This window comes from Priestia iocasae (genome assembly GCF_016909075.1).
Taxonomy (GTDB): domain Bacteria; phylum Bacillota; class Bacilli; order Bacillales; family Bacillaceae_H; genus Priestia; species Priestia iocasae.
This window is the reverse complement of record NZ_JAFBFC010000001.1, coordinates 191,269-210,468: the sequence shown is the minus strand read 5'-3', so window position 1 is coordinate 210,468 and position 19,200 is coordinate 191,269. Positions and strand designations below refer to the sequence as shown.

Genomic DNA, 19,200 nt, shown 5'->3' with positions numbered 1-19,200 from the left:
GTTAATTGCTCCTTTCTAAACTTGTCAAATGAGGTCTTAGATGCGACAGCAATTGAACGCGCTCTATTACCATTTGATTCTCCTCATTTAGGTATGCACATTCCATTTCATTTCGAGTGCTATCATCACGCTCATCGTTTGCACGAGTAATGATATCACTAATACGAAGCTGTGAAGGTTTCATGACAGATGCCGCAATAACAGCTTGCTTATTATCGTAATAACCTGCATGAGCGATTCCTTTTAAGGCACCTATTATAAAAATATTTCCTCCCGCAATGACCTTACCCCCAGGATTTACGTCTCCAACAAGCAATAAATCGCCCGGTACATGAAGCACTTGACCTGAACGTATGACTTTTGCAACAGAAACAATTTCGTTTTCTTCTTTTAATCGTAATGCATCTTCTTTTAAAATGACGTTACAATCAATTTCTCCAACCACTAGATGTCTTTTCTTTCTAATAATGGTTTTTAGTTCTTCTTCTTGTTCAGCTGATAAATATCGATTACCAACTTTTACATGAACAGCCACGAATTGATCATTATCTCCATGTTGATTGGTTGATAATTTTGAATCTAATTCATTTAGTAGCTCTTGAAATGAACACGTGTCATCGAGATGCAACGTTAGTCCATCCTTTGTACCTTTTATTGTTACATATTGTTGCTTTTGTTTGTTCACGAAGCTCACCTCAACGAATGTATAATTTCGACAGAGACCTACTAAATTCCTCTTTTAAATCACGTACTTTTGTCATTCTTACTTCTATTGCACTAGTAAAACATCAGTAACTTACGAGATAAGACAATTTTATAAGCGCTCATCTAAAAGTTGAATTTTCCACTTTTGAAGCTTTGCTTTCAAAGGATAGGAAAAAACAAAGCAAAATAAGGCATTTAAAATCATCGTTGCATAAAATCGCTGTTGCAAAAATCGGTCAAAGGTCATATCGGTTACATGTATTAAAACGTTAATACCGTATATATAAAATTCAATGATTGTCACAGCAAACAATGCTAAAAGCGATACAATAAGAGCATTATTTTGAAAAATTTTCATCATTTTTGAAGCGAGATAGCAAACCGCGGGAATACCAAGCATGTATACACCTAAAATATCAGTAAATGCCACATCATAAAGCATGCCAAAGATGAGTCCGTAAACCATTCCTTGCTTTACATTAAAATAAACAGTCATAAAAATAAGAATGATTACAACAAAGCGAGGTGAAAGAACCCACTCACGCAAAGAGGGCTCACCTGCTATAAAGTTCACAAACATGCTTTCACCAATGAACACTGCCGAAACAAGAAAAGGCAAGAAGAACCGATTTATCGTCATTCTTCTTCCTCCTCTATTAATAAGTCATCAGCTGTTTGTTCACGTGTTGTAATGACAACATGGTCTAAATCATACAAATCAGCTGCAGGCTTAACATAGGCTTTTTGCGTTAAACCATGCTCATCCGGCTCAATTTCAATGATTTCACCAATAGGCAAACCTGATGGGAATACACCACCTAATCCAGATGTTATCACAAGTTCTTTCTCTTTAATTTTAGCATCCGCAGGAATACGACGAAGTAAAAGAGCTTTTTTCTTTTCATCGTATCCTTCAATTAGGCCATATTCTTTCTTCTCTGATTGAATAATCGCTGAAATACGATTCGTACGGTCTAACGAACTAACAAGTTGCACCGTAGACGTCATATCCGAAACGTGCTTAATTTTCCCAATTAATCCTTGAGGTGTAATAACAGCCATGTTTTCTTTTACGCCGTGTGCTCGACCACGATTAAGAGCAATCACTTCATGCCAACGCTCTGGATTTCTTGCAATGACACTTGCATCGATTGGCTCATATTTTCTTAAACTATCTTGCTTGTCTAAACGCTCTTGTAATTTTTTGTTTTCATCTTCTAATTCACGCGCTTTTGCTTGCAGCTGCATATGCTCATCTAAACGAGATTTTAATAATTCATTTTCTTCATATGTACGCTTCAGATCGCCTACATTCTGAAAGAAACCCGCCACATATTGTGCGGGTTGATGAAACGTTGCCTGAACCAATCCGACCGAGTCTTTAACGAACCGTTCAGGTAATGTAATAGATTTACGACCATTTAATGAAAAACCGATCAATGCCACTAAAACGATAATACTCACTAATAAAATTATTAAACGTTTATTCAAGAAAAACTGTGGCATGATGTACACCTCTTATTTTTTATCGGTAGGAATCTCCAGCTCTATTTTTAAATAAATCAATGTGATCTAATGCTTTACCCGTACCAATTGCTACACAATCAAGTGGGTCTTCAGCAATCACAACTGGCATGTTTGTTTCTTCACTGATTACTTTATCTAGGTTGCGTAATAACGCTCCACCGCCTGTTAATACAATACCGCGGTCCATAATATCAGCCGCTAGTTCGGGAGGTGTTTGCTCTAATGTACTTTTTACTGAGTCCACAATCGCTGTTACCGTATCTTTTAATGCATCAGCAATTTCTCCTGCTGAAATTTCAATTGTTTTTGGTAGACCCGTTAACAAGTCACGACCGCGAATCTCCATGTTTTCAATGCCTTCTGGCGTGCTAGCTGAACCGATTTCAACTTTTAGCGCTTCAGATGTACGCTCACCGATCATTAAGTTATAGTTTTTGCGAATGTACTGGATAATCGCCTCATCCATTTCGTCACCCGCGATACGAATTGATTGACATGTAACAATACCGCCTAAGGAAATAATCGCTACTTCCGTTGTACCACCACCGATGTCAACAACCATACTACCTGTCGGTTCCCAAACTGGTAGGTTTGCACCAATTGCTGCAGCAAACGGCTCTTCAATTGTATATGCATCACGAGCTCCTGCTTGACGAGTTGCATCAATGACTGCACGCTTTTCTACGGCTGTAATTCCTGATGGGACACATACCATAACATATGGCTTACCAGCAAATAAACTTTTTGTTTTTTGTGCTTGTTTAATATAATATTTCATCATCGTTGCCGTTGTTTCATAGTCTGCAATTACTCCATCTTTCATAGGACGAAGTGCCACGACATTACCAGGTGTACGACCAATCATATTTTTTGCATCGTTACCAACCGCAACAATTTGCTTTGAGTCTGTTTGTAAAGCCACAACTGATGGCTCACGAACGACAATTCCTTTTCCTTTTACATATACGAGCGTATTAGCAGTACCTAAATCTATTCCAAGGTCTCTTGTACCGATTCCAAACATGTATATATCTCCCTTTCTCAAACTGAAATGCTAAGATGTCCCATTTTAGCAATTAAACATGTATCTTTTTTAATCTAACATTCTTTATTTTGTCTACTTCTTTGACAGATGTCAACGCCAAATATTGTATGATAAAAGCCTATCGTTTGTCTATTCATTCATGACAATTGTAACCAACTTGTCATCTAAAACATGAGTCTTATTATAACTCACTCCTAAAAAAAAGCATAGTATTTACATATAGCCTTTTTCTTTTAAACTAACGTACTTACGATCGCCTATGATTAAGTGATCCAATAATTCTATACCAATGATATCGCCACACTCTTTGAGGCGTTTTGTTACTTCGATATCTTCTCTGCTTGGTGTAGGGTCTCCTGAAGGGTGATTATGAAGACAAATGATAGAGGCTGCTGATCGACGGAAGGCTTCTTTATACACCTCGCGAGGGTGGACAATGGAGGAGTTTAAGCTACCAATAAAAATAGTTTGCTTATGAAGAATTTGATTTTTTGTATTTAAGTACAGACAAACAAAGTGTTCTTGTGAAAGGATTCTCATCTCTTCCATCATATAATCAGCTCCGTCTTGTGGGCTACGGATGGTGTAACGATCCTCTGAAGGAAGCTGAGCAATTCTCTTACCTAGCTCAATGGCTGCGATAATTTGAATGGCTTTAGCATCACCAATTCCTTTTATGTTTGTCATTTCATCAACGGTGGCATGCTGCAATAACTTCAATCCATCGAAGTAATTTAAAATGCGATTGGAGAGTTGCAGAACGGATTCATCCTTTGTTCCTGTCCTTAACAAAATGGCTACGAGTTCATGATTAGACAAACTTCCTGCTCCCTTTTGGATGAGACGCTCACGTGGCCTCTCATCTTGCGGGAAATCTTTAATCATTAGTGATTGATCAATCAATCCTTGTTCCTCCTTTACATCGTATAATGAAACCCGATTTTCTCAAGCTCCCTAACTGTACGAGAAAGAGGTAAACCTACAACAGAAAAATAGTCTCCTTTTATTTCTTTCACAAAGATGGCGCCGAGTCCTTGAATACCATAAGAGCCTGCTTTATCCATTGGTTCTCCACTCTGTACGTAGCGAGCAATTTCCTCTTCTTTTAACGGATAAAACGTCACATCTGTTTGCTCATAAAACGTAATAATCTGTTCATTCTGTACAAGCGCAACACCGGTTAGCACTTGATGAGTTTGACCAGACAGCATACGCAGCATTTCTTTTGCTTGTTGCTCATCCTTCGGCTTTCCTAAAATGGAGTTATGTTGAACAACCACTGTATCGGCTCCTAATACAAGTGCATCTGAGTAAGATTCCGCTACATCCTTCGCCTTTTGCAAAGCAAGAGACATCACAGCTTCAGAAGGTGTATGTGATGGGTCTATCACTTCTTCTACTTTACTAACATGAACCGTAAATGGAACGTTTACTTGTTCAAGCAATTCTTTTCTTCTGGGTGAACCTGAAGCTAAAATTAATGATGGATTCATATTTCGTTATCACCTTCACATGTCAAGTTTGAGAATAGAAAGATACGTCTCTATTCTAGCAACTCCTACCTTATTTTACAATTTATCATTTGAATGAAATCGACAAAATGAAACATGTCTTGCCTATTTATCCATTCACTTTCCTGGATTTTATAAACAAGACATGTAACAAAGGCTCTGAATTCACCTTTTTAAGATTCAGTTTTAGTTGGTCAAAATTGTTGTATATTTCTGCAGACCGTCTAACAATTGTTGCTGAGAAACTTTTGCTTCTTGCTCACTATTAGATTTGGCATATTTCACAAGAGCATCATTTGCCTTTAGTAAGTGAGTAGTCAATGCTTGAACTTCTTTACTTTCTGCAGCTTTCGCAAGCTCTGTTAATGACTCTTTTTCACTTTTGAATGCGTCAAGCTTTTGACCTATCATGGAGCGGTTTGATTCTGTCGATAAAGATAACAGAATTGGTTGTAGCCTCTCAATAATCTCACTATCTTTTTGACTAAGTTGACCTGTTGTTGGTAACTTGTATGACTTTACATACACTTCTTCACTTTTTGATTTGTAGTATTCACCAAGTTGCTTTGTTAACGCCTCATCACTTCCCATGCCGACAAGGAGTAAGACATTATCTCCATTTGCTACGGTTGTGGCTGCATAGCCTTTTTCTTTCATCCCTTTTTGCGCAGTGTCACCTGACTCTTTTGATGAAAACACACCAGCTTGAACAATATACAATGATTGCTCTTTGACGGTACTTACGGGTACATCTTTTTTGGAAGAGTCATCAGATGGTGACTCGCTTAGACTTCCACCTGTTGAAACAGAAGGCTCCTCTGAATTTGTTAGTGACGTGGCTTCTTCATTATTCGTCATTACTTTTAGACTAAACATACCAAGCCCTACTCCCACAACTATCGCTAGTGAAACAATCATGAGTATCTTTTTCATGATAGACGAATGAGGAGAGAAGCTCTTCTTTTCAAAAGACTTTTTACCTTCTTTCACATGACGTAGATCTTCAATAGATACCACTTTTTCATCTTGTTGCTCTGGTAAAATCCATGTAAACTCATCACTTTGTTTTTCAACTAAAAGTGACTCGGTTTGCTTTGCTTCTTCAGAGATTGCTTTTTCTTCTCCGTTAATCTTGATGGAAATTTTGTTTGATTGCTTGTCCATTTAACCACCACCTTTACTAAGTACATCACCGACATAGACTTGTCCTCATCCTATCATATGCACAAAAAAAAAGAACAAGACATTTGTCGTCTCGTTCCAAAAGGTTTTCGCTATTTTTTTACAAGATCTTTTACAAAATCAGTCGAAAGCTCCGTTGATAAAATCCCCTTACCATCTTCAGCACAAAGCTGTTTTTTCGCTCCTTTTAAGCAAACATAATAGTGAATAGAACTATCGATAAATTGCATTTCAACGAACGATTGTTGATTATCTGTTTGAACAGACCACTCCTCATTTGTATGAGGATCAATTAACGCGGGAAGATAACCATCTTCGATGAGGTCTTCATACGTGAGTCTTGCTTTAACAGAAGGATTGAGCGCGACTTCACTCGTCCGTTTATGAAAAGTGGCTGCTTCTTTCATCGCAATTGCGTTGGCGACAAATGCTTGATCTTTGGACTTTTCAATGATTGGCATAAATGCCAGTACGGCAATCAGCGCGACAATCCCTAAAATGGCTAGTACGGCTAAAAGTTCAATTAACGTTAAGCCACTTTTATTTCCTATTAAACGACGATATATTCCTTTAGCTGCGTTCAACATTAATTGTTACCTAACGTTTGGAATGGATCTTCCTTACCAGCTGGGCTCGGTGTCTCAATTGTCGGAATTTGATCTTGTAATTTGTCTAATGTTGGGTAATAAAACGTCGAAACGATTAACTCATATTGAAGGGTTGGCTTGTCTACATCTGCTAGACGCGTTGCTTCTTGAGGTCCGTTAAACGAAATTCCTTCAATTTGCGAAATACGTGATGATTGCTCAATCGTTTTCAAAAACAACAGAAAATCGTCGTATCGCTTTGACTCTACTGATAACGTAGCCGTTATTTTCTGAAAGCCGACTGGCATTAGTTCACTCGTTGTCTCAAGTTTCGGTTGTTCTTCCGTTGCGTCTTCTTCAAGATTCACTTCGTTTTCTTCTTTTTCAACAACCAATTCAGCGTCAGCTGCAAAGCTAATACTTAAAATTAAACTGTCCGACACAACTTCTGCTTTTTCAAGCTCTAACATAAACTGCTCCGTAAATGGTTTAACTGGAAGCCGCTTTTGAAGCTCGATGCTACTTTTTAATAACATGTCATTTTGAGTCGGTGCATTTGCTTTTAATGCTTTTACAATTTGCTGTTCTGTTTTTAATTCGTCTTTTATTAAACTGACCTCTTGCTGAATCGGCCTCATCAATTGCAAGTAACCAACCGTTACAGAACCCACAACAATTAACAAAACAAGAAGAAAAATAAGCCACTGTTTTTTACTAACATACATCGGCATCTATTCTTCCTCCTTCACAAGTTTGTCAATTTCATTGCGATTCATTTCGATTTGATAAAGCGCAAGATAGCGAGGCATCACTTTCTCTTCTTCGACTTGCTCTTCTTCCTCTTTATCTCCTTCGTCTACTTCAAATGTATCCACACTTAAAATCTTTGCATCTTGCACAATCGGCGTGTCCACTTTTAAGCGACTTAGGAAATAAGCAGCTTCTCGGCTTTCATCAAATTGAATGGCAACTTGCACAACTAGCTCACTTGTGTACGCAAACTCTCGAATAAAGCCTCGCTGTGGTAATGCCTTTGTTAACGTATCAATAATAGGTACGGTTTTGACAGGATATTGATTCACCCATTGAATCGCTGTATATAATTGCTGAACCGCTTCTGTATCCGTTGACTGTACCGATTTTGCTTGCTGAGTTGCTTGCTCTACTTTTACATCACTAATGGCGGTTTTCGTCACTTGCTTTTCTTCTTGTAAGCTCATGTATTTCCAGCCTAAAAAAGCACTTGCTCCTATGAAAAAAACGACTAGAACCATCATTAAAATAAGAAAAAGAGGACTTTTTGGTTCCTTCTGTGGCAGTAAATTAATTTCTGCTAACATTACGTCACCTCTTTCAAAGCAAGACCTACGGCAACATGATAGCGCGAACTTAAGTTAAGCAATCCTTCATCATGACGGCTTGAAACGTCGATGAACTCAAACGGTATTGAAAGCTGTTGGTCCATTGTTTGCACAATATCATGGATATATGGATGGTCTCCCGTTACTAACACCTTTGTAATGGTTTCATTTCCTTGATTCATTGAATATTGATAAAAATTCATAATTCTTTCTACTTCATTTGTGATGGCAGTCATTTCAGTAAGTAAATCATCTTTTTCACCTTTAAACACGAGACCAGTCTCTCCGTCCTTATAAGTACTCATTTCCCATGCACCATGAGTACTTGGAAGTGCAAGATGACGCATAAAGACCGGATGATGCTTCGTAAAAATACTTACATTCATGGAAAGTAAATCAACCTGCAACAGAAGGTAATGATCTGTTGGTCTTACAAGATCACGGTAAAAGCAAAGACGATACGTACTAAGAGATGATAAATCAGCCACAGAAGCAGTCAATGTCACTTCTTGCAATAAGTCAACATAGCTCACCACAAGCTTTTCAGGAGCTGCAAATAGAATAATGTCGACTTCTTCATCATGTTGACTTGAAATGACATAATCAAAAATTGCATCTTCAAATGGTAAGTGGATTGTTGAGCCAATCTCCATAAATAAGTAACTACGAATCTCGTCTTCTTCTAGCTTTTCCGGTAACGTTTGTGGACGAAGGATGACGAGATGGTCTGGTAGAACGATGCGTACGTTTGAACGTTTTATTCCCCACTCCTGTACACATTCTTCCAGAATGAATAACAAGCCTTGTCGGTCAAGGATTTGGCCGTTTTCAATTAATCCACTCGGCAAATAGCGCTCCTGCTGCTTACCAATGATAAGCGGATCAGTTTGCTTTAATTCAACGTAACGAATCACGTGGTCTTTTATAATTAAATTTCCTAGTTTGCTTTTAAATGAAGGTAGTCGCAAGACCATGATTTTTCACCTGCTAAATTAGAAATGTAAAGTACCAGTTTAGTAGCTCTGTACCGTAAAAATAGGCAACAAGAACGCCTAGTGCAATAAACGGACCAAATGGCATATGTTTACCTCGCTGTACTTTCCCTACCATCATACCAAACATGCCAATGACTGCACCAAATAATGTGGCTAAAAAGAATGAAACAAGAACAAGCTTCCAACCAAGTACAAGACCCAAAACTCCATATAGTTTAATGTCACCACCACCCATACCACCCTTGCTTAGTATTGCAATGAGTAAAAGCAATCCAAATCCAACTGCTCCTCCAATGAGCATGTCCCACCAAGGGGTAAGAGGGATAAACAGGCGCTCGATTACAAGTAGCGATAGAAAAAAGAGCAGAACCTTATCTGAAATAATCATGTAGCGTAAGTCGGAGACGGTAATAATGATTAACAAGGAGACAAGCGTAAGCGCAACAAGCAGCTCAAGTTGAAAGCCTAATAAACGAAATGACAGGACAAAAAGTATGCCTGTCAAAAGTTCCATGATTGGATAAAGAGGGGAAATGCGAGCTTCACAGCTACGACATTTCCCTTTTTGCATCATATAAGATAAAACTGGAATTAATTCACGTGCACCTAGTACATGCCCACACCCTGGACAGCTCGAACGCGGTCGTACAATCGACTCACCAGCCGCGACGCGTAAGCCCACTACGTTGTAGAAGGAGCCAAGGGTGAGCCCTAGGATGAAAAGGTAGGTTTGGATTAATAGCATGATAACCTCATAGTCACTTCCATGTTATTGTGCTGGAATAACTATATTTCCTGTTTCAGGTACAGTATGTTTTGCTTTAATATTTGCAAGTGTTGCATTATTAAATTTCATTTCTCTGTTACCAGCAGTCACCGTATCAGTAGTAGTTAACTTATATTCATTACTGTCAGTGCCTACAGTTACTGTATAATTTGTAAAATCTGACTCTAATCCTGTAACATAATCTTCTAAATCAGTATGAGTAAGTGAAGTATCTTCCAATCCATTTGAAGACACGTAAACCTTAGCCGCATTCAAAATCTGCAATGCATCCGCCTTCACCGCATCTTCACGTGACTTCTGAATAATTCCACCAATACTTGGAATCGCGATTGCTGCGATAATTCCTAGGATAACGATAACGGCTAGTAGCTCGATTAGCGTTAGTCCTTTTTCATTCTTTAACATTTTTTTGAACATCATTTTCTCTCCTTCTTTGAATGTAGTAGTTTGGTACAAACCCACCCTTATGTATATAGGCCTGTGTCTATCGCAAAATGCGCTGATGATTGGTAAATCCGTTGCCTTTACCTCGGTTGGTGTCTCGGTACAAGCAATAGACACGTGTCATTCATTCCATTTTTTAGTGAATTTGCATTCCTTATTATTAATTTTACACCAATTAGGAAAATATGAAAATAGTTTTAGTAGGATTGTACGTGATTAAATATATCGAACATTGGAATTAAAATAGATGTAACAATAGTCCCAACTAATCCAGCCAAAATGACAATCATTAACGGTTCAATCAGTGACTTTAGTCGGTCTGTCGTTGTTTCAACTTCCGCTTCATAAAAATCGGCTACCTTTCCAAGCATCACATCTAATGATCCCGTTTCTTCCCCAATCGCAATCATACGTGTGACGAGTGGCGGAAACACCCAATGTCTTTCCATTGGCGTAGTGAGGGACGAGCCTTTTTCTAACGAATCGCGTGATTTCACCAGTACTTTTGAAATCACTTCATTATCGACAACCCCTTCAACAATTTGAATGGCTTGCAAAATGGGAACGGAGCTTGAAAACAAAGAGCTTAGCGTTCTTGTCATTCTTGCGATTGCCGCTTTTTGCAGCATTCCTCCGAAAATAGGGACTCTTAAAAGTGCATAATCAATATAATACCTTGTTGATTTTTGTTTATATAAAAAGGAAAACGCTACAATCACAAGAAGAATCAATCCAACAATGACCCACCAGAATGCCTGCATAAATTCACTCGACGCTAACACAAACTTTGTAATGGCCGGTAAGTCAGCACCAAAATCGGCAAACATATCCACAAACGTTGGTACGACGGATACAAGCAAGAAAATAACAACCGCAATAGCAACAACACCAACCGCTGCTGGATAAGCAAGTGCTGAAATAACTTTTTGTCTCGTTCGGTGCTGCTTTTCGAAGTGATCGGCTAATCGCTCTAACGTTGAATCTAGATTCCCAGAAACCTCTCCTGCTTTCACCATATTCACAAACATAGGCGGAAATACCTTTTTATGCTTTGCGCATGATGTAGACAAATTGTTTCCGCCACGTAAATGATCTTCTACATCAAACAATGCTTTCTTTAATGCTTTGCTTTCGGTTTGACTGGCTAAAATACGAGTCGAGTCTACAACCGTCACACCTGCTTTTAAAAGTGTCGAAAACTGACGTAAATAAATGACAAAGTCATGAAGCTTTACACTGCTTCCAATTGTAATTTCTTTATTTAAAATGGTCTCTTTCACTTCTTGAAGGTCAGAAACGCGAATCCCCTTTTCTTTTAACTGTAGGGCTGCTTCACGTTTTGAAGCACTAGTAATTTTCCCTCGTTTTTTACGACCTGCTACATCCTTGCCTTCAAATTGAAATTGTGCCATTACATCACCGCCTCATTTAAATACGGTTGTGCATCTGCTTTTGAAATAATCCCCTTTTCAATTAAACCATTCATCGACTGCATTAACGTGTGCATGCCAGCAGCCTTACTCGTTTGCATCACACTTTCAATTTGATGAACTTTTTCGTTTCGAATTAAATTTGCAACGGCTGGATTATTGATTAATAGTTCTGTTGCACAAGCACGCCCTGCTTGATCTTTTCGAGGAAATAATCGCTGTGACAGAATCCCTACGAGTACCGAAGCAAGCTGAATACGAATTTGACCTTGCTGAGAAGGAGGAAATACGTCGATAATCCGATTAATTGTGGATGGCGCACTGGATGTATGAAGCGTTCCTAAGACAAGATGTCCTGTTTCCGCTGCCGTAATTGCTGTATGAATGGTTTCCAAATCACGCATTTCCCCTACTAAAATAACGTCCGGATCTTGACGAAGGGCTGCCCGTAATCCATTTGCAAAGTTTTTCGTATCAAGCCCGACTTCTCGCTGATTAATAATACAGCTTCCGTGTTTGTGCAAATATTCAATCGGATCTTCTAACGTCACGATATGCTTATTAACAGTACGGTTCATATAGTCCACCATTGATGCAAGCGTTGTTGATTTCCCACTACCTGTTGGACCTGTGACAAGCACAAGACCTTGTGGCTTCACTGCTACTTGCTTTAACGCAGACGGTAGCGATAGTTCCTCTAATGGTGGAACACGTGTCGGCACCACTCGTATCGAAAGAGAAGCTGTGCCTCTTTGGTGATAAGCATTGATTCGAAAACGTGAGACACCGTGTAGTCCATACGAAAAATCAAGCTCTCCTCGTTCCTTAAATACAGCCCAAAGGCTGTCATCCATTAAATACTTGGTCATCTCTTCTAAGTCACTTGGTTTTAGCAAATCTTGACCATAACGCTTCAAACTACCATCAATTCGCATGATCGGTGGAACTCCTACCGTTAAGTGTAAATCTGATGCTTTTACCTCAAATGCTCGCTTCATTAATTGTTCAATTCGTTCATTCATTTCATTGCACCGCCTTACTCAAGCGTAGATACACGTAACACTTCTTCTGTTGTTGTTAATCCTTGCTTTACTTTAATCAGTCCATCATCTAATAAAAACAGCATTTTATTTTTCACCGCTAATTGACGAAGTGTACTAAATGGCTGTTGGTTTAAAATAACTTGCTTCATCTCATCCGTCATGACCATCAATTCATGTACGGCAATACGCCCTTTATATCCTGTCATATTGCAATTTCCACAGCCTTTTCCATGCACAACGCTCTCAATTTGAATTCCTCTTCGAGCAAAAATCTCTTGTTCACTTTTTGAGGCCACTCTCGATTCTTGACAATCACGACATATACGACGTACGAGACGCTGAGACACAACACCCGCCAACGACGTTGCAACTAAAAATGGCTCAACTCCCATATCAATTAAGCGTGTCACCGTACTCAGTGCATCATTTGTATGCAATGTGCTTAATACAAGGTGACCCGTTAAAGACGCACGAATGGCAATGTCGGCTGTTTCTTTATCACGAATTTCCCCTACCATAATGACGTTAGGGTCTTGACGTAAAATGGAGCGCAATCCAGATGCAAACGTTAACCCAACATTTGGATTTACTTGAATCTGATTAATGCCTTCCATTTGATACTCTACAGGGTCTTCAATTGTAATAATGTTGGCTTCTTCTTCATTCAAATAATTTAGCGCCGCATATAAGGTTGAAGATTTCCCCGAACCAGTTGGACCTGTAATAAGCACAATTCCGTTTGGTTGCTCAATTAATTTTAAAAATCGCTGTAAATTCAAGTTATTAAAGCCAAGTTTTTTTACGTCATTCAACGCGCTACCTAAATCAAGCACACGCATAACAATTTTTTCTCCATAAATGGTCGGTAACGTAGATACACGAAGATCCACTGGATGAAAATCTACATTCATTTTAATTCGACCATCTTGAGGAACACGATGTTCGGTAATATCAAGGTTCGCCATAATTTTCAAACGCGCTGTTAACATACCTTGTAGATGCTTTGGCAATGTCCGCTCAACTTTTAATAAGCCATCTAACCGATACCTCACAGAGACTTTTGTTTCATGTGGATCAATATGAATGTCACTGGCTTTTTGCTGAACGGCACTTGAGATTAACTGATTGACAAGACGAACAATCGGTGAATCTTCTTCACCGATTGTCTCTTCCTCTTCTTCTGTTAAACCATTCTCAAATGATGCAAATTGCTCTACATCGTCATCTAAGTCATAATACTTAGAAATGGTACGTAAAATGTCATCTCGAGACGCAATGGCCGTTTCAATTTGAAAGCCAGTTGAAAGGCGTAAATCATCAATTGCGAAGAAATCCATTGGATCCGCCATCGCCACAAAAAGACGATTTCCTTCTTTTTTCAACGGAATAAGTACATTACGCTTTGCAAACTCCTTGGAAATAACCGTAAATAACGCTTGATCAAACGGATAACGATATAAACTCACATGCGGAATACCTAATTGCAATTCGAGCACTTCAATTAATTGTTGCTCAGTAATATAGCCTCGCTCAAGAAGACCATCGCCTAGCTTCTGTCCCTCTTTTTTATTGGCTAATGTTTCTCGCAATTGTTCGTCTGTAATCAACTGGGCATCAATGAGTAAATCTCCTAATCTTTTACGCTCTTGCATAGATTTTAACCTCTTTTTTAAGATTATGGTTTAACTAGATCTTCTAATTGACTTGACGGTTCCGTTTCCTGCTCATCACTTGGTTGCTTAGTTGAACGATCATTTTCCTCTGTTTCATCTTCCTCTTGTCTATCTTCAGAAGGTATTTTCCCAACATTCGGAACATTCTTTTTATTATCATCTTTTGTTTCTTGATCTGCTTCTTGGTCCGTTGCCTCATCACTATTATCTGTATTAGCAGTAGACTGCTCTTCTTTTTCAACAATGAGTCCTCGTTGTTCAATACGATGAATAGGTGGATAAAAGTCTTCTGACAATAACACTGATTGGATAGCGGACCCTTGACTTGAAATATCACGATATACTTTTAACCATAAACCGTTTTTGCCTAGTTCCTCAAAATTTGTCACATTTGGAGGCAACATAGCGGTATACTGCACAATCGTTTTCGGTTCATATTCTTGATTTTCTTTTACAGACGCTTCATATTCGTAAAAAAACGGTTGTCCAACTAAGCGCGTCATTAGTTCACCATTGCTTAATTCAAACATTATTTGATAGTTCGTGTAGTTCGGATTAAAGAAGAGTAAATCTAATTTATCGTATTCAACACGTGCTTCAAACCCAGGTGTCACGTGCTTAGGAATGACATTTCCTATATGCCTCTCCAAAATATCAAAGTTTGAGTGAGCAATGACTTCATAGATAGCAGACGCTACTAAACTTAAACTTTCTTTAGATAAATTGGATAAACTTGCTTGCTCAGCTATTTTAACCATCGATACTTTCGACTGTGGATTTACTTCGATTTCCTTTACTTCGTCTACCCATAGCTGTACTTCAGTCAATTCCTCTTCTGTCACAGAAACGTTAGATTCAAAAATGGTGCCAATTTCACTGTCATCAGCTGCTATGTATTCTTCTAATTGATACACCTTTTGTCCGGTCTTTAATGTAGAAGCAATGGTATGTAACTCTTGCTGCAATGTCTTTTGATCTACTTTTTCAACATATTGTTCACCTAAAAATGAATTTAAAAAGGAAGACAGTAATTTTTCATTAACTTGTACGGCCACAGGGTTTGTTGCCCCGTTTTCAACTTGTAAAGCCGTATCTTGAGCGCTAAATGAATAAACGTCCATTGGCAATGCTTCACTTTTCTCTTTAAAGCGAATGGTAACACTCTCCGTCATCATCCACTTATCAATTGATTCAGCTACCTTTTCCTTAACAGATGCTTTAGGGACATCTGATACATTCAAGCTGGCTATTTGCGTACCTGGCTTGAATGTATCTTCACCTCCTACTAGCTTTTCATAAGCATATACACCAACATATGAAAAAACTAATAAATACCCTGTACAAGCTGTTAATAGTAAAAAGGTGCGGAGAAAATGTTCATTTCTCACACTCTAAGCCTCCTAACTATTCAGCTACATTCATTGATAATTCAACAAAAACAGTTGGGCCTGCTTCTTGGGCATTTGTAATGTGTTCTTCTGTTAGAGTCGTGCCTTTTGCAATTAATAGTTCACCGTTTTGATTGTAAATGTCTTTGATTACATTTTTGTTTATTAAAAGTTGCACTTGCTTCTCTTTCAAGTCATTTACCTTTTGCTCTGTTTTTTCTTCAATTGCTGGTGACACAGCTGGCTGTTCAACTACTGACTTATGTGATGGCACTTCTTTTACAGAAATCTTTTCTAAATCATCCGTTACCACAACAAAATTCTCTTTTGCATGCTCACTCACAATAACCATTTGCTTCCCTAATGTAATGACTTCAGTAATTGGTAAAATCACTTCTTCGCCTTTTATCTTTAAACTTAATCCAACAAGGTCTCCATTGTCATCATTCACATGGTACTCCGAGATTTCGCCTAATAATTCTCCCTTTCTTGTCATCACACGCGATCCAATAAGAGAAATCTTTTTATTAAATAGTTCATTCGCAATCGGGATTTCACTTAAATCCATGATGGCACTATCATTTTCAACTGTTACTGCATATTCCCCAACACCAATGACCTTTTTAAAAGGAATAGCTTTTACACCAATTTGCCAATCTTCTTGTTGTGTTGTTAGGAAGTCAACCGAAAACTTGTCAGGGTTAATAATAATGCTTTTAACTTGACCAATTTCAACCCCTTCAGTGATGCTAATGATTGGTAAATTGATAATTTCAGTACTCTTTTTCATGCTTTCAGACACCCACTTCTAATTATTATTCGCTACTTCTTGTAAGTATTGTAATTCCGCTATAAGCACTGGATAATCCGAATACGTTTCTTGTAATACATGAATTTCGTTCAGCGCTTCGGCTCGTTGACTTGTTTCAATGTAATGTTGAACAAGCATAACCGCTAATACATAATATTCTTCACGTGGTAAGGGAGCTAACAAGTAGTCCTTTAATAAGCGTTCATACTCATCCTTAGACAGTAATTGCTTATATACGTTTACTTGTTCAATAATTGTTTGCCAAACAGCCGTATTCATGATAGGAGCTGGCGTTACAAGTTCACTCTCTTCTTGTTCTGTGAGTTCAGGTGTTTCATCTATTGTTATTTCATCGAAGTTCATTATTTCCTGTTCACTTTTTCCATTATAACTATCATTTACAAGTTGTTCTATATGTTCTTTTTGATTGGACGTTGAAATTTCTGGTAACACTTCTACCTCATCTGAAGCATGATTGACGTTCTCCTGCTTCTCTTCAACCTGTTCTAGCATGGTTGATAAGGCATCCTTTTCTGCTGCTTCTATTGCTTCTAATTCATCTACGTCGAAATGTTCCTCTACTTGTTCTGCCATTTCTTTCGTAGCATTTTCATCCACTTCTTCTGTCTCTACCTGTATCTCTTCGGTTCCGTCAAGTACATCATGTTCATCTAGCTGTTGGATGTCTTCGAAATCATCTTCCTCTATATCTTCAACAGCATCTTTCACTTGTAGCAAACTTTCTTCTAGCTCATCCATGATAGGTAATGCATCATCGACAGGGGCTATTTCCGCTACGTGTTCGTCTACTTCTTCCTGTTCTGTTACTTGAGGGTGGACAAACACTTCTTCTTCTACCACGATGTCCATTACTAATGGTGAATCAATGGTATCTATTGTCAAGATGTCTTCGTCTACTTCTTCAAGGTGTGGCGCCTCTCCCTCTTCATAATGAGGCGTTACAAAGTCTAACTCTTCTTCTAAGCTAGGAATCTCTTCTTGATCATTCTCAAGTGTACTACTATCATGTTCAACAGCTTCAGAATTCATAGAACGATGATCAAATAGTTCATCCATTTCTTCTTTTGTCATTACATGCTGTATAAGCTCGTCATCTAGCTGTGGACTTTCATTATTGATTGACTGCTTTTCTAATGTCAAAGTCGGTACTGCTGGTCCAATGCTAAACTCTTCCTCTACATCTGATTTCTCTTCAGATACATTTGAATGATAATAAGAATCCATTTGCTCTTCTTTCACACCGACTACCTCTAACCGCTTACTCAATACATAAGAACAACAAATCAAGAGTAACAAGATAATCAGTAGCATCGTATGTATTGGTAAGATTGTATTAGCAAGTAAACCAATGATTGATAAAAGAACAGCCGCACTAAAAATTACGATTTTACCAGTTTTATTATAAGGTAGAGGGAGGAAATACAGCACTAAAAACAAAACTATAGAACTAATACCGATAAAAATAAACGTCGTCAACAACCATCACTTCCTACTAAATAAATAGAAAATATCAAAATTCAGACAAAATACCCATTATCTTTTCTAGCTTATTGTATAATAATCTTGTCAAATTTAAAAGAAGGGAGAAGCAGCGTGAAAAAGTTTTTTAATCAAAAAGGCCTAACGCTCATTGAAGTATTAGCATCACTTGTTGTTTTAATGATTGTTTTTTCAGGTCTTATGCACTTCTTTTCGAATGCTTATTCTTACACAAGAAGTAGCCAAAATAAAACAGCAGGTATTAATGTTGCTCGCAATGCCCTTACTTTCATGGAGAAACAAAGCTTTATTGAGATGCATGAAACATTTATCACAAACGATAAAACATTATATTTATATGTTTGTACGAATCATGCAAGCTCAGAAAAAGAATATAGATATGTAGAAACCCCGATTCTACCATCGGGCTGTAAGTCAATTTCTGTGAATAATATTCCGTTTACCGTTCAAGTCTCACATGAAAAGTCTGATAACTCAAAAGATCGCTATATGATTCCGATTGAAGTAATGGTGGAATGGGAACGCAATAATCAAGTGTTATCTACAGAAGTGAGAGGAGCCGTTGTTAGTGAAGACATTCGTGAAACATATTAAAAACAACCACGGACTCACTTTAATTGAACTACTTGCTACCATTGTGGTGATGACTATTGTCATGGGAGTGATGTATAACGTGTTAGCAAACGGCATTAGTGTATCAAAAAAAATAGGTACAGAAGAAATGTTACGTGATGAAGCAGATTATGTAGTCACAATGATGATGAACGAACTAAATTCAAAAGGATTTGATCTTGTTAAAGATTGTAGCGAAGAAACCACCCCTCATACATGTGTAGAACTAGTGGATTCAAAGGGAGCTTCCTATAAAAAGTACGAAAGTGAATCCGAGTCCTCTTCCGACGTTTTTTATGATGTAGAATCCGAAGAAAAACCTGAATCTGAACAAGAATCCATTAAGCTGCAAATTAAAGAAACGAAGGTAAGTCATCAACATTTCTTTATTAATGATCAATCCATTGTTAGTGAGGGGAACTATAAATCTTCAACGATTAAACTAAGTTGTAATTCTTCCGATACTACTACTAAAACTTGTTCAAATGGTATTCTAGAGCTGAACTTACATATTAGCGACCCTAGTCTATCAAAACCATTACAATTAGAAAGTATCTTCGGATTTTGACGGTGATAAT

At 38.0% G+C, this 19,200-nt stretch carries 21 protein-coding genes; 2 read left to right on the top strand and 19 right to left on the bottom strand.

Translation table 11 applies throughout. The annotated features are described in order from the left end of the window. Position 1: 1 nt before the first annotated feature. From minC to JOC83_RS00885, 19 genes are all read right to left on the bottom strand, one after another. Complete coding sequence (gene minC, locus JOC83_RS00975) at positions 2–685, bottom strand: septum site-determining protein MinC (protein WP_205182644.1); 684 nt, start codon at positions 683–685, stop codon at positions 2–4. Between the two features lie 129 nt (positions 686–814). After that, positions 815–1,345, bottom strand: a complete 531-nt coding sequence (gene mreD / locus JOC83_RS00970; protein WP_239583257.1) for a rod shape-determining protein MreD — start codon at positions 1,343–1,345, stop codon at positions 815–817. Then, entirely contained in the window at positions 1,342–2,211 is an 870-nt protein-coding gene (gene mreC / locus JOC83_RS00965) for a rod shape-determining protein MreC (RefSeq protein WP_205182642.1), read from the bottom strand. Before mreC ends, mreD begins: the two co-directional genes overlap by 4 nt. A gap of 19 nt (positions 2,212–2,230) precedes the next feature. Further along, positions 2,231–3,256: a rod shape-determining protein gene (locus JOC83_RS00960; RefSeq protein ID WP_205182640.1), complete on the bottom strand. Its 1,026-nt coding sequence runs from the start codon at positions 3,254–3,256 to the stop codon at positions 2,231–2,233. A 234-nt stretch (positions 3,257–3,490) separates the two neighbouring features. Beyond that, a complete protein-coding gene (gene radC / locus JOC83_RS00955) occupies positions 3,491–4,177 on the bottom strand; it encodes a RadC family protein (RefSeq protein WP_378912565.1) in 687 nt (228 codons plus the stop codon). A gap of 17 nt (positions 4,178–4,194) precedes the next feature. After that, a complete protein-coding gene (locus JOC83_RS00950; protein WP_205182638.1) occupies positions 4,195–4,770 on the bottom strand; it encodes a Maf family protein in 576 nt (191 codons plus the stop codon). A gap of 204 nt (positions 4,771–4,974) precedes the next feature. After that, entirely contained in the window at positions 4,975–5,952 is a 978-nt protein-coding gene (locus tag JOC83_RS00945; RefSeq protein ID WP_205182636.1) for a hypothetical protein, read from the bottom strand. A gap of 110 nt (positions 5,953–6,062) precedes the next feature. Next, positions 6,063–6,557, bottom strand: a complete 495-nt coding sequence (locus JOC83_RS00940; RefSeq protein WP_205182634.1) for a type II secretion system protein — start codon at positions 6,555–6,557, stop codon at positions 6,063–6,065. Continuing rightward, the gene (locus tag JOC83_RS00935) at positions 6,557–7,288 is read right to left on the bottom strand and encodes a hypothetical protein (protein WP_205182632.1); all 732 of its coding nucleotides are present in this window, start codon (positions 7,286–7,288) and stop codon (positions 6,557–6,559) included. Before JOC83_RS00935 ends, JOC83_RS00940 begins: the two co-directional genes overlap by 1 nt. Next, on the bottom strand, positions 7,289–7,897 hold the full coding sequence (locus tag JOC83_RS00930; protein ID WP_205182630.1) for a hypothetical protein: 609 nt from the start codon (positions 7,895–7,897) through the stop codon (positions 7,289–7,291). Further along, positions 7,897–8,892: a type IV pilus biogenesis protein PilM gene (pilM, locus tag JOC83_RS00925; RefSeq protein WP_205182629.1), complete on the bottom strand. Its 996-nt coding sequence runs from the start codon at positions 8,890–8,892 to the stop codon at positions 7,897–7,899. Before pilM ends, JOC83_RS00930 begins: the two co-directional genes overlap by 1 nt. A 13-nt stretch (positions 8,893–8,905) precedes the next feature. Continuing rightward, positions 8,906–9,658 (bottom strand): prepilin peptidase, encoded by a 753-nt coding sequence (locus JOC83_RS00920; RefSeq protein ID WP_205182628.1) that lies wholly within the window; start codon positions 9,656–9,658, stop codon positions 8,906–8,908. Positions 9,659–9,682: 24 nt separating this feature from the next. Beyond that, entirely contained in the window at positions 9,683–10,117 is a 435-nt protein-coding gene (locus tag JOC83_RS00915) for a prepilin-type N-terminal cleavage/methylation domain-containing protein (protein WP_338038860.1), read from the bottom strand. 224 nt (positions 10,118–10,341) lie between these two features. Beyond that, positions 10,342–11,556 (bottom strand): type II secretion system F family protein, encoded by a 1,215-nt coding sequence (locus JOC83_RS00910; protein ID WP_205182626.1) that lies wholly within the window; start codon positions 11,554–11,556, stop codon positions 10,342–10,344. Continuing rightward, on the bottom strand, positions 11,556–12,596 hold the full coding sequence (locus JOC83_RS00905) for a type IV pilus twitching motility protein PilT (RefSeq protein ID WP_205182625.1): 1,041 nt from the start codon (positions 12,594–12,596) through the stop codon (positions 11,556–11,558). The genes JOC83_RS00910 and JOC83_RS00905 overlap by 1 nt, the downstream gene beginning before the upstream one ends. Before the next feature lie 14 nt (positions 12,597–12,610). After that, the gene (locus JOC83_RS00900; RefSeq protein ID WP_205182624.1) at positions 12,611–14,269 is read right to left on the bottom strand and encodes a GspE/PulE family protein; all 1,659 of its coding nucleotides are present in this window, start codon (positions 14,267–14,269) and stop codon (positions 12,611–12,613) included. 23 nt (positions 14,270–14,292) lie between these two features. Then, a complete protein-coding gene (locus tag JOC83_RS20240; protein WP_205182622.1) occupies positions 14,293–15,678 on the bottom strand; it encodes a VanW family protein in 1,386 nt (461 codons plus the stop codon). Between the two features lie 16 nt (positions 15,679–15,694). Next, positions 15,695–16,468: a PRC-barrel domain-containing protein gene (locus JOC83_RS00890; protein ID WP_205182620.1), complete on the bottom strand. Its 774-nt coding sequence runs from the start codon at positions 16,466–16,468 to the stop codon at positions 15,695–15,697. Positions 16,469–16,486: 18 nt separating this feature from the next. Then, complete coding sequence (locus tag JOC83_RS00885) at positions 16,487–17,986, bottom strand: hypothetical protein (RefSeq protein ID WP_205182618.1); 1,500 nt, start codon at positions 17,984–17,986, stop codon at positions 16,487–16,489. 117 nt (positions 17,987–18,103) lie between these two features. On the opposite strand from JOC83_RS00885, the gene JOC83_RS00880 reads away from it, so the two are divergent. Both JOC83_RS00880 and JOC83_RS00875 read left to right on the top strand, forming a co-directional pair. Beyond that, positions 18,104–18,604 (top strand): prepilin-type N-terminal cleavage/methylation domain-containing protein, encoded by a 501-nt coding sequence (locus tag JOC83_RS00880; protein ID WP_205182616.1) that lies wholly within the window; start codon positions 18,104–18,106, stop codon positions 18,602–18,604. Beyond that, on the top strand, positions 18,579–19,190 hold the full coding sequence (locus JOC83_RS00875; protein WP_205182614.1) for a prepilin-type N-terminal cleavage/methylation domain-containing protein: 612 nt from the start codon (positions 18,579–18,581) through the stop codon (positions 19,188–19,190). Before JOC83_RS00880 ends, JOC83_RS00875 begins: the two co-directional genes overlap by 26 nt. Positions 19,191–19,200 lie beyond the last annotated feature (10 nt).